This window comes from Mycobacteroides saopaulense (assembly GCF_001456355.1).
In the GTDB taxonomy this organism is placed as follows: Bacteria; Actinomycetota; Actinomycetes; order Mycobacteriales; family Mycobacteriaceae; genus Mycobacterium; species Mycobacterium saopaulense.
In genome coordinates, this window is the sequence record NZ_CP010271.1 from 1,012,510 (window position 1) to 1,027,213 (window position 14,704).

Consider the following 14,704-nt stretch of genomic DNA (forward strand, 5'->3'; position numbering starts at 1 on the left):
TGCGTGACATGCGCCGATCACCTAGAATTTAAGTCGTTGGGGTTGACCACGAGGTGAGGTGTTTGTCATGACGACGTCAGTAGTTGTGCGATGGGCCGTGGCCGGTGCTGCCGCGGTCGCGTTGGGCGCCTTGCCCGTATCGCTGGCCTCGGTTGCCGCGGCGGATCCGGAGTGTGCGGACCCCGCCATGTGTCAGGCCGGGCCGCCGGCTCCCGAGGATTGCAACGGCGGACCCGACGACATGGTGTGCACCCGTGCGGGGGATGCGGAACTGCATTCGTCGCCGAACCCGGCGGACATCCCGCAGGTGCCGCAGGCCGAGACTCCGCCGTGGATGGTTTTCGGTAACCCCGGTATGGGCCGCTAGCCGGTAGACACCGGGGCACACCACCCCTGATGGTTGCTTTCCGATCCTAACGAGTCTAACTTTGACTCGTTAGGAAATCTAAGCATCTAAGGGGTGTTGTTCCATGCCTGGGCTTCGGCATGCCATGGCGGTGGCAGTAGCGGGGCTGCTTGCGGTGGCTCCCGCCGGTGTCGGTTCGACGGATTCGGCGAGCGTCGCTCGCGGTGGACACGGGCACTGTGTGGAGCCGCGGACGGGGTCTGAAGTCTGTGTGACTCCGGGCGATGCGGAGCTGCGTTCGTGGCCGGATCCGGCCGACCTGCCGACGCCGCCGGACGTTCCGGTGCGACCTGACAACCTGTGAGTCTGTTGATGTGGGAGACGCCTGAGCCGACCCTGGCCGGTTGGTTCGAAAAAGCTGTGAACTAGCTGTGTGACATGCGAAAAACGCCTACAGTCAGACCCTGGGGTTGATTGATAGGCGAGGTGTTGTCCATGACGTCAACGTTGATGCGATGGGTAGTTGCCGCAGCATCCGCGACCGCCTTGGTCGTCATGCCTGCGGTGCTGGCGCCGGCGGCCGGAGCAGAAGAACCGTGCTCGGATCCGGCCATGTGCCAGGCGCCGGTGCATGAGGACGCGGAATTGCAGTCGAGGCCAAATCCGAATGTGGTTCCGCAGGCTCCGCAGAGCGGCATGCCGCCGTGGCAGATGATCAATGCACCCGGGGAGGCGCGTAATCATCCCTGAGCGATGCTGTGAATCGGCTGGGAAGCAGTGTGATTCGCGGCGAACCGGCTTATCGTCTTCGCATGATGTTTGTGCTGGTACGGCGCGCGGCACTGCTGGTGGCCGCCACTGTCACGGTTGGTGTGCCGTTGGCCCTCGGCGTATCGCACGCGGATCCGCCATGCGCGCCCGGTGCCGAGCATTGCGCGTTGCCCACCGCTGTCGTTCCGCCGGCCGGCGGGCACGAGAAGTGCGGGGAGCCCAAGCCCGGCGAGCAGGTCTGTACCGAGCCCGGTGACGCCGAAATTCACTCGACACCCACCGCCCACATCCCCGCGCCTCCTTTGACGGTTGCCCCGACCAAGGGCGGTGCCGCGCTCTAGACGTAGGTGCGTTCCGGCTCCTACGGTGGAGTCATGCCGTTGTCGCTGACGCGCGCCGCGGTGTCAGTAGCAGTGACGAGCCTCGTGATCGGAGGCTCGATGGTGATCGGTGCGTCCAATGCCGATCCGTGCACACCTGGTGCGGCCACGTGTTCCTTGCCGTCGACGTCCGAGACGCCGTCGACAAGTGGTCGTCCGAGCTGCCGGGAGTCTGCTCCCGGTCAGCAGGAGTGCTCAAAACCGGGAAACGCGGAGATTCATTCGACGCCTGATCCCGCCCATGAGCCCACGCCGCCGTTGACGGTCGAGCAGACCAAACCGGCCCCCACTGTTCACTGGCCCTAACGCGCGCCACAGTCCCGCGAGAGTAGATCGGCGATCGTCTCGCGGCGTACCAGTTCGCGTACTCGTCCGTCGCGCACCGCGAGTACCGGGGGACGTCCCACCAGGTTGTAGGACGAGGCCATGCTGTGGTTGTAGGCGCCAGTGCACGCAACGGCCAGCACATCGCCCGGGCGTACATCCGAGGGCAGGTTCACGTCCCGGGCGATCTCGTCGCCGGATTCGCAGTGTCGTCCGGCCACCGTCACCAGTTGAGGCGGGGCCGAGGTGTGTCGGTTCGCCAGCGCGACACTGTATTTCGCGTCGTAGAGAGATACGCGGGGGTTGTCGCTCATGCCGCCGTCGACGGCCACGAAGGTGCGCCCGCCGGGCTGGGTCTTGACCGACACCACGCGATAGAGCGTCACCCCGGCGCGTGCGGAAATGGCACGGCCGGGCTCCACCACGACGCGCGGACGCGGGAAGCGCTCGGCCGCGCAGGCGGCGTCCAGGGCATCGTCGATGAAATCGGCCAGCTCGGCCAGGTCGAGCTCGGGGTCACCCGAACGGTAGGGAACGCCGTGACCGCCGCCGATGTTGAGCTCGCCGAGGATCACGCCGTGCTTGGCCCGGATATCGGCCATCGCGGCGATCATCCGGCGGATGGTCTCGCCGTAGAGCGCACAATCGGTCACCTGCGAGCCGATGTGGCAGTGCAGGCCCACCAAGTTCAGCAGCGGCTGGTCCAGCACGCGGCGGACGGCGTCGGAGGCGTGCTCACCGTGCAGTGGAAATCCGAACTTCTGGTCCGTGACACCCGTCGTCACCGCGGAGTGTCCGTGGATGTCGATATCGGGGGTCACGCGCACCAGCACACGCTGACGTTTCTTGAGCCGAGTCGCCAGGAACATGATCTCGGTAGTGGAATCCACCACGATCCGGCCCACGCCGACCGCAGCGGCGTCGCTCAGCTCGTCGGGGGTCTTGGCGTTGCCGTGCATGATGATTCGTTCCGGATCGAACCCACCCGCGAGTGCCGTGGCCAGCTCGCCCGAGGAGCAGACATCCAGGGACAGGCCTTCCTGCGCCACCCAGCGCGCGACATCAGCCGTCAGCAGTGCCTTGCTGGCATAAGCCACCTCGATCTCGCGCAGGGTGCTGCGGTAGTGACGGGCGCGGTGGCGAAAGTCCGCCTCGTCAAGCACATAGGCGGGAGTGCGGAATTGGTCCGCGATTTCCGAGAGCACTGTCTCTCCGACGCACATCCGGCCCTGCTCGTCCAGGTGTGTGGTGACCGGCCATACGGCCGGGTCGACGCGTGGCCGCGCCACATTGTGTAAGGACGGCAGGAGGTCCAGAAGTGTCATGCATCCACCGTGCTCCTGCGGCGACCGCACGTGGCATTTCTTGACGTTGCCTTGACGGTGATGGGCCCGATTTTGGCGAGATCTGGGCGCCGTAGAATGAGGGCACCATGACTGTGACTGCCCCGCCTCTCGCCGGGGTGATCCGGACAGCTTTGCGGGATCCCGCATTCGATGTGCTTGCCCCGGCCATTGCCGCCAAGACCGGCGTTGATCTGACCGCGCCGACCTGCGCCCGTGCCTTCGTCGTGGCGGGTATGGCCGATGCGGGCGATGCACCCGTATTGGTTGTGACGGCCACCACCCGCGAGGCCCAGGACCTCGCCGCCGAACTGCGTGACGTGTACGGCGACGCGGTGACCCTGCTGCCCTCCTGGGAGACGCTCCCGCACGAACGGTTGTCACCCGGAGTAGACACCGTCGGTGCGCGACTGCAGGTGCTGCACCGGTTGGCGCACCCGGAGGATTCCCGGATGGGGCCGGCGCTGCGTGTGGTGGTGACCACCGTGCGCTCGCTGTTGCAGCCGATGTCCCCGGAGCTGTTCGATCTGGAGCCGGTGGAGCTCACGGTCGGGGCCGAGCTGGAATTCGACGGGTTGATCGCGCGCCTGGTCGAGCTCGCCTACACCCGGGTGGACATGGTGGCCGGACGTGGCGAGTTCGCGGTGCGCGGGGGCATTCTCGATGTCTTCAGTCCCACCGCAGACCATCCGGTGCGTGTCGAGTTCTGGGGCGACGAGGTCAGCGAGATGCGCTACTTTGCCGTCGCCGATCAGCGATCGATTCCCGAGCTGGAGGTCACCTCCGTACTCGCGATGCCCTGTCGTGAACTGCTGCTGACTGACCAGGTGCGCGCCCGTGCGGCCGAACTTGCCTCGGCGGCCGGAGTTTCCGGCAGCACGGAAGGCGAGCACCGCCTCGGCGCCGGGGTGGGGGAGATGCTGGCCAAGCTGGCCGACGGTATGTGCGTCGACGGAATGGAATCGCTACTGCCCGTGCTGCATTCGGGCGAGCTCACCATGCTGGTCGACCATCTGCCCGATAACGCGCCCGTGCTGGTCTGCGACCCCGAGAAGGTGCGGACCCGTGCCGCGGACCTGGAGCGCACCGGCAGGGAGTTTCTCGAGGCGTCGTGGTCGGTCGCGGCGATCGGTGCCGATGCGCCCATCGATGTTGCCGCGCTGGCCGATTCGGGATTCCGTGAACTCGGCGACGTCAAGCGCACGGCCGGTGAGGCCGGGCATCCGTGGTGGTCACTGAGCCCGTTGAGCATGGACGACGACCAGGCGGTCGGCCTGGCGGTGCGGCCGTCTCCGTCCTCGCGTGGCCACAAGGAGGGCGCGGCGGAGATCTTCGCGATGTTGCGTGCCCACGTGATGACGGGCGGACGTGCCGTGGTGGTGGCGGCCGGAGCCGGTACCACCCATCGGATCATCGAGCAGCTGGCCGAAACCGAAACCCCGGCAACACTGCTGGAGCCTGGCGCGGAGCCGGTCGAGGGTGTGGTCGGCGTGCTGCGCGGACACCTCACCGACGGTGTGGTGCTGCCGGGGGCCAACATCGTCATCGTCACCGAGACCGACCTCACCGGCAGCCGGGTCGCTGCCACCGACGGCAAGCGGCTCCCGGCCAAGCGCCGCAACCAGGTTGATCCACTGGCCCTGACCGCCGGCGATCTCGTCGTGCACGACCAGCACGGCATCGGACGGTTTGTGGAGATGGTGGAACGCACCGTGGGCGGTGCCCGCCGCGAATACCTGGTGCTGGAGTACGCGTCGAGCAAGCGCGGCGCTGCCGCCGGCGGGCAGAGCGATCGTCTCTATGTGCCGATGGACTCCCTGGATCAGCTGTCCCGGTATGTGGGCGGCGAATCTCCCGGGCTGAGCCGTCTCGGCGGCAGCGACTGGACCAACACGAAGACCAAGGCACGCAAAGCTGTTCGTGAGATTGCCGGTGAGCTTGTCGCGCTGTACGCCGCGCGCCAGGCCGCGCCCGGGCACGCCTTCGCGCCGGACACCCCATGGCAGCGGGAGATGGAAGACGCCTTCGGGTTCGTCGAGACCGTGGACCAGATGACCGCCATCACCGAGGTGAAATCCGATATGGAGAAACCGGTTCCGATGGACCGGGTGGTGTGCGGCGACGTGGGCTACGGCAAGACCGAGATCGCGGTGCGTGCGGCGTTCAAGGCCGTCCAGGACGGCAAGCAGGTCGCGGTGCTGGTGCCCACCACGCTGCTGGCCGACCAACACCTGCAGACGTTCACCGATCGCACCGCAGGCTTCCCGGTCAAGGTGGCCGGTCTCTCGCGCTTCACCGATTCGACCACCTCGAAGCTGGTTGTCGAGGGAATGGCCGATGGCTCAGTCGATATCGTCATCGGCACGCACCGGCTGCTGCAGACCGGCGTGCGCTGGAAGGACCTCGGGCTGGTGATCGTCGACGAGGAGCAGCGCTTCGGCGTCGAGCACAAGGAGCACATCAAGGCACTGCGCACCCACGTGGACGTTCTCACCATGAGCGCGACCCCCATTCCGCGCACCCTGGAGATGAGCCTGGCCGGCATCCGTGAGATGTCGACGATCTTGACTCCCCCCGAGGAGCGCTACCCCGTGCTCACCTACGTGGGCCCGCACGACGACAAACAGGTGGCGGCGGCTCTGCGGCGCGAATTGTTGCGCGATGGTCAGGCCTTCTACGTGCACAACCGGGTGAGCAGCATCGACCGGGCAGCCGCGCGAATACGCGAACTGGTCCCCGAGGCCAGAGTCGTTGTGGCACACGGTCAAATGCCTGAGGAGATGCTGGAGCGCACCGTCCAGGGATTCTGGAACCGGGAGTACGACATCCTGGTGTGCACCACCATCATCGAGACCGGCCTGGACATCTCGAACGCCAACACGCTGATTGTGGAGCGGGCCGACATCTTCGGGCTGTCGCAGCTGCATCAGCTGCGCGGTCGTGTCGGCCGCAGTCGCGAACGCGGATACGCCTACTTTCTGTACTCGCCCGAGGTGCCGCTCACCGAGACCGCCTACGACAGGCTTTCGACCATCGCGCAGAACAATGATCTGGGTGCCGGTATGGCGGTGGCCATGAAGGATCTCGAAATCCGCGGCGCGGGCAACGTGCTCGGCGTCGAGCAGTCCGGTCACGTCGCCGGGGTGGGCTTCGATCTGTACGTGCGACTGGTCGGGGAGGCCGTCGAGGCATACCGCGCCGCCGCAGACGGGAAGACCGTGCAGACTCCGGAGGCTGCGTCTTCTTCGGAGGTGCGCATCGATCTGCCGGTCGACGCGCATCTGCCCACGGACTACATCGGCAGCGACCGATTGCGGCTCGAGGCATACCGCCGTCTCGCGGCCGCTGCGGACACCGCACAGATCGGTGCGGCCGTGGAGGAGCTCACCGACCGTTATGGGCCGCTGCCCCTTCCGGTGCAGCGATTGGTCGCCGTCGCCTCGCTGCGGTTGCTGTGCCGCGAGATGGGTATCACCGATCTTTCGGTGGTCGGCACCAACATCCGAATACAGCCGTTGCCACTTCTGGACTCGGCGCAGTTGCGGCTGAAGCGTTTGCACCCGGCCGCTCAGTATCGCGCGACGACTTCCGTTGTGCAGGTTCCTATCCCGCGCTCCGGCGATGGCGGTGTGGGCTCGGACCGGATTCGCGATTTGGAGCTCGTGCACATGATCGTCGATCTGCTGCTTGCATTGTCGGGGCGCCCCGCGGGCAGTGTTGATATAACACCAGTGGAGGTGAGCAAATGACCGTCATACTCGTCGACCCCCGCCATCCGTCCATGGTTCCGGTCGAGGCAGTCGGTTTGCTCGCCGGCGATCTGCAATACACCGAGGAACTCCCGGTCCGGCTGGCGTGGACGCTGTCGACCGCGCGTCCGGTGTACATCGGGGAGGATGCGCCCGCGCTGCTGTCCTCGGACCGCGACCACCCGGAGGTGCGGGCGCGAATCCAGGCAGGAGCCAAGGTCATCGAACCGCCCGCGCGTCAGGGTGAAAAGCTCATCGACGCGGTGGCAGTGATGGACAGGCTGCGGACCAACGGCCCGTGGGAGAGCACCCAGACCCACGATTCGTTGCGGCGCTACCTGCTCGAAGAGACCTACGAGCTGTTCGACGCCGTGCGCACCGGTGACGCCGACGAGTTGCGTGAAGAGCTGGGCGATGTGCTGCTGCAGGTGCTCTTCCACGCCCGCATCGCCGAGGACGCCCCGGAGCACCCGTTCAACATCGACGATGTGGCCGAGACGCTGCTGAAGAAGCTGGGCAACCGCATCCCGGTGATCTTGGGTGCCGGTGGCGACTCCACTTCGATCTCGCTGGAAGAGCAACTGGCGCAATGGGAAGAGCGCAAGGCGCAGGAGAAGGATCGCGACTCCTGCCTGGACGGCGTCTCCAGCAGCCAGCCCGCGCTGGCGTTGGCGCAGAAGGTGCTCGGCCGGGCGACGGCCGCGGGCCTGCCCAGGGAGCTGATCCCCGCGCAGCTGTTGTCGGTCACCATAGACCTCGATGGTGACGCCGAGAATCTCTTGCGCGCAGATGTTTTGGAATTCATGGACACGATCCGGCGCGCCGAGAAGAGCATCTTGGCCGCACGTTCTGGAGCGGACAACGCCTCCGGCTTGGCCAGTGCCGATCTGCGTGATGTGGATGCCGGAGAATGGCGCGAGCACTGGCTGAAGAATCCGGTTGAGGAGCCTGCTGGGGAGAACTCCGAGGCACCCGCCGAGCGCTAGGCGGGGCGGCGCGATCGGGGACTTTGTGCCCGATCTCGCGGGACTATCGCCGCACAGTATTTGCACAGTTGTTAGGTGCGCCATACCTTATCTGCGTGGTGTTATCGGATGCCGTCCCCAACCTGCTGATCGGCCTGAGAGAAGGCCTCGAAGCAGGGCTTGTGGTCAGCATCCTGCTTGCCGCTGTGCACCGCTCGCCGCTGGCGGCCGAACGGCGCCGCGTCACCGCCCCGGTCTGGCTGGGAGTGCTCGGTGCGCTGGCGGTGTCGGCCAGCTTCGCGGCGGTGCTCACCTCCACCACCGGCTCGCTGGGCGCACACGGCCAGGACATCGTGGGTGGCCTGTTGAGCATCCTTGCCGTCGGATTGGTCACCGCGATGATCTTCTGGATGTCGCGCACGGCCGCCAACTTGTCCGGGGAGTTGTCCGGCAAGGTCGAGCACGCCCTGATTCTCGGTGCGGGTGCGCTGGCGTTGACCGCGTTCCTGGCGGTGGCCCGTGAGGGGCTGGAGACCACGCTGTTCTTCTGGACCGCCGCGAAGGCGGCGGGGGAGACCGCCGGACCGGTGATCGGCGGGGCCATCGGGCTCGCGATCGCGGTGGCGTTGTGCTGGCTGCTGTACCGCCGCGCCGTCAAGCTCAACCTCAAGGTGTTCTTCACACGTACCGCGCTGATACTCATCGTGATCGCGGCGGGCATCCTGGCCTACGGAATCGGAGATTTACAGACGGCGGGTTGGCTGCCCGGGCGATCCTGGTACGCATTCGATCTGAGCCAACACATTTCGGCGGACTCCTGGTGGGTCACCATCATCACCGGCATCACTCAGCTCACCCCGCGCATGACCGTGCTGCAGGTGCTGGCCTGGGTCGGGTACCTGATCGCGGTGATCCCCGCGTTCCTGCGCGCATCACGCCAGGCCCGTCCGGCCGCCGCCGCACCCGAACCGGACGCTGAACCTTCGGCATTCGCCCGGCTGATCGGTCGGCGGCCGATCGTGGTGGCCGCCGCCATCGTGGTGGTGCCGGCCGTGGTGGCCGCCGGGGTCATCGCGATTCTGCCGTCGGCCAGTCCCGATGCCGATACGCGCGTCACGGTGACCGCCGCGGGGTGCGCAGACGACTGGAAGTCCGCCGGGGTCGGGGTGCAGACATTCTCTGTCGTCAACAAGTCGGGCAAGACCGGCGAGATCAACCTGGTGGATGCGAGCAATGGGGTGGTGGGTGAGATCGAGACCCTCGGACCGTCCACCAGTGCCACCTTGACGGCGACGCTGTCGGACGGCACGTACAAGTTCGTCTGTCTGATGGCCGGGGAACCTGCCAGATATTCGGCGATCCAGCAGGTAAGCGGGAAGTCCGTGCCCGGCGCACCGCAGCCCGTCGTGCGGGTGACCAAGGACGACCTCACGGCGCCCATGGCGTCTTACCAGCGCTACGCCGACAATCTCCTGGGGATGCTGGGGGCGCAGGTACGGGTTCTTCGCGGCGACCTGGTTTCGGGCAATGCCGAAGCGGCCAAGAATGATTGGCTGCCGACGATCCTGACGTGGAATCGAATCGGCGCTGCCTACGGCAGTTTCAAGGACTACGGTGATGCCATCGCCGGGCTTCCGCATGGGCTGCCCGGAGGCGTGAACGATCCCGATTTCAAGGGCCTGCGCCGTCTGGAATACGGGCTGTGGCACGGGCAGCCGCCGTCGGCATTGGTGCCGGTGGCCGACGAATTGGTGGCCACCATCGACAAGCTGCGGGCCAACCTTGCCGATGTGATGACCGAACCGGCCGACCAGACCAAGCGTCCGCACGAAATCCTGGAGGACACCCTGCGGTTTCAGCTGATGGGTTACACCAACCAGGGAGCCGGCACGGAGTACCCGGAGGCCGCGGCAGCCGTCGAGGCCACTCGTGCGGTGCTGGAGCAGTTCTCCGTGCTGATCAACCCGCGTGCACCAAAGTTGTTGACGCAAATCAATTCCCAGCTCGATGTGCTTGACGGCACGCTCAAGGCGACGCAGCAGGGCGGGCACTGGCGTCCGCTGGCGCAGGTGCCACTGAGTGGTCGTCAGGCGGTCGATGCCGCGTTGGGGCACGTGCTCGAGACGCTCGCCTCGGTGCCGCTGCTGATCGAACTTCCGCCGAGCCGTTGACGAGGGAGCCGGGCAACATGGATGTCAACCGCAGGAGTTTCATACGGGGCGCCGCCATCGGTGCCGCCGGCACGGCCGTGACGGGCGCGGTGCTTGCCAAGGGAGCCGAGGTCGATGCGAACGCCGCAGCGGTGGCCGTGCCCCCGAGTCGATACCCGTTCCACGGGGCCAAACAATCGGGAATCCTCACCCCTGCCCCGGCCGAGAAGCAGAATTTCGCGTGCCACGTGGCTTTCGATGTGACGTCGCAGACCAAGGATGCGTTGGCGGGCGTCTTGCGGAAGCTGACCGAACGGGCACGGTTTCTCTGCACGGGCGGCACGCCGCCCGAACTCGGTGTGGGGCAACCGCCGGCCGACAGTGCGGTGGTCGGTCCGGTGGTCGAGGCCGACGGGCTCACGGTGACGGTTGCCGTCGGGTCGAGTCTCTTCGACACCAGATTCGGCCTGGCCGAGCGCAAGCCCGCCAAACTGAAGCCCATGACCGTGTTCCCCAACGATTTTCCGGACCCGGCCTGGTCGCACGGGGATCTGTTGGTTCAGTTGTGTGCGCACAACCCGGATACGGTGCATCACGCCCTGCGCGACATCACTCGCGCGGTGCGCGGGCATCTGCAGATGCGGTGGCGTATAGAGGGGTACAACTCACCTCCGCGCCCGTCCGGAACGGGCCGAAACCTCTTGGGGTTCAAGGACGGTACCGCGAACCCGGTGTCAAGCGATGCCGAAAAGCTGATCTGGGTGGGCGATGGCGAACCCGCCTGGACCGCGGACGGCACCTACATGGTGGTGCGCCTCATCCGGATGCTGGTCGAGTTCTGGGACCGTGTGTCCATCAACGAACAGGAACGGATGTTCGGCCGGCGCCGCGACAGTGGTGCGCCGTTGGACGGCAACAATGAATTCGATAACCCCAACTACACGACTGATCCTGAAGGACAGACCATTCCGTTGGACGCACACATCCGGCTGGCCAATCCGCGCACTGCGGAAACCGACAACCAGCGGCTGGTCCGGCGTTCCTACAACTACGACCTGGGCGTGGAACCGAACGGGAACATGCAGTCGGGACATGTCTTCGTGTGTTTCCAGCAGGACCTCGAGCGCCAGTTCGAAACCGTGCAGAACCGGTTGAACGACGAGCCCCTCGTGGACTATGTGCAGCCGTTCGGTGGCGGGTACTTTTTCGCCTTACCGGGCGTCACCGATGAGAACGACTGGTACGGAAGGGCCTTGCTCGGCTAGCCGAAGAGTGCCTGGCCCCAGTATTCCTTGGGGCCCAGGCCCGGCGGGCAGGCGAAGAGGGCCGACCCGGTGTGCAGGATGTACTCGTTGAGAGCATCCTCGGTGGCCAGCTTGCGCTGCATGGGAATGAACTGGGTCTGTGGATTGCGCACGAAGGCGATGAAGAACAGTCCCGCGTCCAGATGCCCGAAACCGTCCGAGCCGTCGGTGAAGTTGTAACCGCGGCGCAGGATCTCGATGCCGCCCAGCTCCTCGGCGGAGGCCAGCCGCACGTGCGCGTCCACGTCCAGCAGCGGTTCGCCGTCCGGCTTGTCGCCGGTGAAGGCAATGGGCGCGAACTCGTCGGTCTGACCGATCGGCGCGCCGGATCCTTTGGTACGCCCGATGACTCGTTCCTGCTCGTTGAGTACCGTGCGATCCCAGCTCTCGATCAGCATCCGGATGCGCCGCGCCACCAGGTAGGTGCCGCCGGTCATCCATTCGGGATTGTCGCCCTTGCCCACCCAGACACTGGCCTCGACCTTGCCGGTGTCCTCGGCCTTGATGTTGCGGGTTCCGTCCTTGAAGCCGAACAGGTTTCGCGGGGTCACCTGCGATCGGCTGGTGGACGAGGTGCGGCCGAAGCCCAGCTGTGACCACTTGACCGCGACGGTGCCGAAACCCACCCGGGCAAGATTGCGGATCGCGTGCACTGCGACCTGTGGGTCGTCGGCGCAGGCCTGGATGCAGATGTCGCCGCCGCAGCGCGCGGGGTCAAGCTTCTCGTTGCGGAATTTCGGCAGCTCCTGCAGCGGTGCCGGCAGCTTGTCGGCGATACCGAACCGGTCCACGCCGTCCTTGCGGAAGAAGGACGGGCCGAAGCCGATCGTCAGCGTCAGCGCGGAGGCGGCGAGGTCGAGCGCCTCGCCCGTATCCGTTGGCGGGGCATAGGGATTGCCGTCCACTGCACCGCCCGGTGTGGTCTCCTGGCCCTGGGTCATGCGTTCGGCCATCTCGGTCCACTGGCGCAGCATGGCCTGAACCTCGCCGCGGGTGGCGTTGGGCATCACGTCGAAGGCGCAGAAGTGCATCCGGTCCTGAGCCGGGGTGACGATCCCGGCCTGGTGCTCGCCGCGGAACGGGACCTTGGTGTTTACCGGACCGGTGCTGGCCGCGCTCGCACGGCCGCCCAACACTCCTGCCCCGGCCGCCCCGGCGACGGCGGCGGTGACCCCCGCCGCGCCCAGCAGCTTGCGGCGGTTGATTCCACTACCGGCTGGCGATGACACCCTGCACCTCGCTGACCTCCTTGGACAACGCGTCGATGGCATGTGCCAGCTCGATGCGCTGATCCTGGGTCACCGTGTCGTAGAAGACAAATCCGTCACCCTTGCGGTACTTGCCGAGCAGGGTGTCGACCTCCTTGAAGCGCTTGTCGATGGCCTGTCCCAGTTCGGGTTTGCGCTCGTCGAGGATCGGCCGCACGGTCGCGACCGCGTTCTGCGAGCCGTCGACGTTGGCCTGGAAGTCCCACAGGTCGGTGTGGCTGAAGGTTTCTTCCTCACCGGAGATCTTGGTCCGGGCCACCTCGTCGAGCAGAGTCTGCGCCCCGCCGGCGATCTTGGTGGTGTTGATGTCGAAGTCCTTGGCCCGCACGCCGTCCGAGAGCTCCTTGATGTCCTTGAGCAGCTGATCGGCGATCGCGTCGGTATCGGGCTGCAGGCCCGTCACCCACAGATCCTTTTCGATTCGGTGATAACCGGTCCACTTCTCGCCGGGTTGAAGATCTGCCTCGCGCAAGTCGATTCGCGGGTCCAGGTCATTCGGGAAGGCCTCGGCGACGGGCTCGATCCGTTCGTAGTACACGCGGCTGGTCGGGTACTGCGCCTTGGCGGAGGCGATGTCCTTGGCCTTCACCGCCGCGACGAACTTCGCGGCCGCCTCGCTCAGGGCGTCGACCTGGCTGATCACGTAGCCGCGGTAGCGGTCCGTGGCGTCCTTGAACTTGCCCTCGGCGTCCAGCTTCACCGCGGTACCGGTGATCGTGAAGTCGCCGCGGATGCCGTCGCCGATCATGCCGGGCTTGCAGGCGGTTTGATATGTGCCCGGCTCGGTGAACTGCACGATGAGCTTGCGGCTGATGCCCGCGCCGATGTTCTCGACCTCGCCGAGCGCACGGTCGCCCTTGTCGTAGACATAGAACTCGGTGACCTTCGAGCCGTTGTTGGTCACGTTGAACGTGACGGGGCCCGTGGTGCCCTCGGTCTTTGACACCTCGCAGCTGGAGTCGGTGGCGGTGACGGTGATCTCCTGGCCGGCGCCCGCGGCACCGCCCTGGGTGGGTTCCTTGGGGGTACAGCCGGCCAGTGTCGCGCCGGTGGCCAGCGCAAGTGCGGCGGCCACGTAGGCAGGTGATGTTTTCATCCAGCGGTCCTCTCGGGTTGGGCTTCGGTAGTGGTGGTAGACGCCGCCGGCTGAGCAGCCACCGGACGGAGGAACAGACCGAGCACGATCACCAGGTAGATGACCCAGCCGGCAAGTTGCAGCACCGTCGGAGTCGGTGTCACGTTGAAGATCCCGCGCAGCAGCTCCCCGTACCAGGCGCTCCAGTCGAACCAGCCGGTGATGTCAAAGGCCTTGTGCGACAGGCCGGGAAGCCAGCCGACGGTCTGCAGGGCGCCGATGCCGTAGGACAGGATGCCCGCGGCCACCACCACCAGGAAGGCGCCGGTGTACTTGAAGAACTTGCTCAGGTTGATCTTCACGGCGCCGCGGTACATGCCATAGGTCAATGCCGTCGCGATCGCGACGCCGGTGACCAGTCCGGCCAGGGGCCAGGCGGTTTCGGCCTTGGCGTAGCCGACCATGAACAGCGCCGTCTCGACGCCCTCGCGCCCGACCGACAGGAACGCCACGGTCAAGACCGCCAGTGCCCCGGTCTCCAGGGCCTGTGCCATGCCGTGGCGTAACTCTCCGGCGATGCCGGCCGCGGCGGTACGCATCCACAGCACCATGGCGGTGACGATGGCGACCGCGACCAGCGAGGCCACCCCGGCGATCGCCTCGGCGCCCAGGTCACTGATGGTGTTACTGCCGAAATGGATCGTCAGGAAGATGATCAGGGTCATCGCGATGGCACCGGCCACACCCAGCCACACCCAGCGCAGGGCGTCACGGCGATTGGACTTCACAAGGAACGCGATCAAGATCATCACGACGATCCCGCATTCGAGCCCTTCGCGTAGTCCGATGAGACCGCTGCTGAAGTATTGCGAGAAGTTCGTCGGCCCGTCGGCTAGGACGCCGATACTGCGCATGTCCAGGGTCCTTTTCCTTCATGGGACTTTGGCTAGCCAATGCTTGCCAAGGTGCGGCTGACCTTACCTGAAACCCGGGGGCGTGGGCGTCGGCACAGCATCGGCTGCGTGGGCA

At 66.2% G+C, this 14,704-nt stretch carries 14 protein-coding genes; 9 read left to right on the plus strand and 5 right to left on the minus strand.

The genetic code is table 11. The annotated features are described in order from the left end of the window. Window positions 1–67: 67 nt before the first annotated feature. From MYCSP_RS05085 to MYCSP_RS05100, 4 genes are all read left to right on the plus strand, one after another. Window positions 68–367, plus strand: coding sequence for a hypothetical protein (locus tag MYCSP_RS05085; RefSeq protein WP_083014518.1), 300 nt, complete (start codon window positions 68–70; stop codon window positions 365–367). A 103-nt stretch (window positions 368–470) separates the two neighbouring features. Further along, on the plus strand, window positions 471–710 hold the full coding sequence (locus MYCSP_RS05090; RefSeq protein WP_070912854.1) for a hypothetical protein: 240 nt from the start codon (window positions 471–473) through the stop codon (window positions 708–710). A gap of 131 nt (window positions 711–841) precedes the next feature. After that, complete coding sequence (locus tag MYCSP_RS05095; protein ID WP_083014520.1) at window positions 842–1,096, plus strand: hypothetical protein; 255 nt, start codon at window positions 842–844, stop codon at window positions 1,094–1,096. Between the two features lie 62 nt (window positions 1,097–1,158). Further along, entirely contained in the window at window positions 1,159–1,458 is a 300-nt protein-coding gene (locus MYCSP_RS05100) for a hypothetical protein (RefSeq protein ID WP_083014523.1), read from the plus strand. 20 nt (window positions 1,459–1,478) lie between these two features. Here MYCSP_RS05100 and MYCSP_RS23580 read toward each other — a convergent pair whose 3' ends face one another. After that, window positions 1,479–1,607 carry a hypothetical protein gene (locus MYCSP_RS23580; RefSeq protein ID WP_268873126.1) on the minus strand — a complete coding sequence of 43 codons (129 nt, stop codon included), beginning with the start codon at window positions 1,605–1,607 and terminating at the stop codon, window positions 1,479–1,481. On the opposite strand from MYCSP_RS23580, the gene MYCSP_RS05105 reads away from it, so the two are divergent. Beyond that, a complete protein-coding gene (locus tag MYCSP_RS05105; protein WP_234795585.1) occupies window positions 1,558–1,803 on the plus strand; it encodes a hypothetical protein in 246 nt (81 codons plus the stop codon). The genes MYCSP_RS23580 and MYCSP_RS05105 overlap by 50 nt on opposite strands. On the opposite strand, the gene lysA is transcribed toward MYCSP_RS05105, so the two are convergent. Continuing rightward, on the minus strand, window positions 1,800–3,146 hold the full coding sequence (gene lysA, locus MYCSP_RS05110; RefSeq protein ID WP_083014728.1) for a diaminopimelate decarboxylase: 1,347 nt from the start codon (window positions 3,144–3,146) through the stop codon (window positions 1,800–1,802). The genes MYCSP_RS05105 and lysA overlap by 4 nt on opposite strands. Before the next feature lie 107 nt (window positions 3,147–3,253). On the opposite strand from lysA, the gene mfd reads away from it, so the two are divergent. The 4 genes from mfd (at window position 3,254) to efeB (MYCSP_RS05130) (ending at window position 11,293) form a co-directional block, all read left to right on the plus strand. Further along, window positions 3,254–6,913, plus strand: coding sequence for a transcription-repair coupling factor (gene mfd, locus MYCSP_RS05115; RefSeq protein WP_083014529.1), 3,660 nt, complete (start codon window positions 3,254–3,256; stop codon window positions 6,911–6,913). Then, window positions 6,910–7,899, plus strand: coding sequence for a nucleoside triphosphate pyrophosphohydrolase (locus tag MYCSP_RS05120; protein ID WP_083014531.1), 990 nt, complete (start codon window positions 6,910–6,912; stop codon window positions 7,897–7,899). Before mfd ends, MYCSP_RS05120 begins: the two co-directional genes overlap by 4 nt. Before the next feature lie 95 nt (window positions 7,900–7,994). Continuing rightward, complete coding sequence (gene efeU, locus MYCSP_RS05125) at window positions 7,995–10,049, plus strand: iron uptake transporter permease EfeU (protein WP_088413318.1); 2,055 nt, start codon at window positions 7,995–7,997, stop codon at window positions 10,047–10,049. 17 nt (window positions 10,050–10,066) lie between these two features. Further along, complete coding sequence (gene efeB / locus MYCSP_RS05130; RefSeq protein WP_162266201.1) at window positions 10,067–11,293, plus strand: iron uptake transporter deferrochelatase/peroxidase subunit; 1,227 nt, start codon at window positions 10,067–10,069, stop codon at window positions 11,291–11,293. Here the strand turns inward: efeB (MYCSP_RS05130) and efeB (MYCSP_RS05135) are convergent. The 3 genes from efeB (MYCSP_RS05135) to efeU (MYCSP_RS05145) are packed head-to-tail and all read right to left on the minus strand — an operon-like array spanning window position 11,290 to window position 14,589. Continuing rightward, window positions 11,290–12,561, minus strand: coding sequence for an iron uptake transporter deferrochelatase/peroxidase subunit (gene efeB / locus MYCSP_RS05135; RefSeq protein WP_234809127.1), 1,272 nt, complete (start codon window positions 12,559–12,561; stop codon window positions 11,290–11,292). The two genes, efeB (MYCSP_RS05130) and efeB (MYCSP_RS05135), sit on opposite strands and share 4 nt — an antisense overlap. Then, window positions 12,542–13,696: an iron uptake system protein EfeO gene (gene efeO / locus MYCSP_RS05140; protein ID WP_088413320.1), complete on the minus strand. Its 1,155-nt coding sequence runs from the start codon at window positions 13,694–13,696 to the stop codon at window positions 12,542–12,544. Before efeO ends, efeB (MYCSP_RS05135) begins: the two co-directional genes overlap by 20 nt. Then, window positions 13,693–14,589, minus strand: a complete 897-nt coding sequence (gene efeU, locus MYCSP_RS05145) for an iron uptake transporter permease EfeU (protein WP_088413321.1) — start codon at window positions 14,587–14,589, stop codon at window positions 13,693–13,695. Before efeU (MYCSP_RS05145) ends, efeO begins: the two co-directional genes overlap by 4 nt. Between the last annotated feature and the right edge of the window lie 115 nt (window positions 14,590–14,704).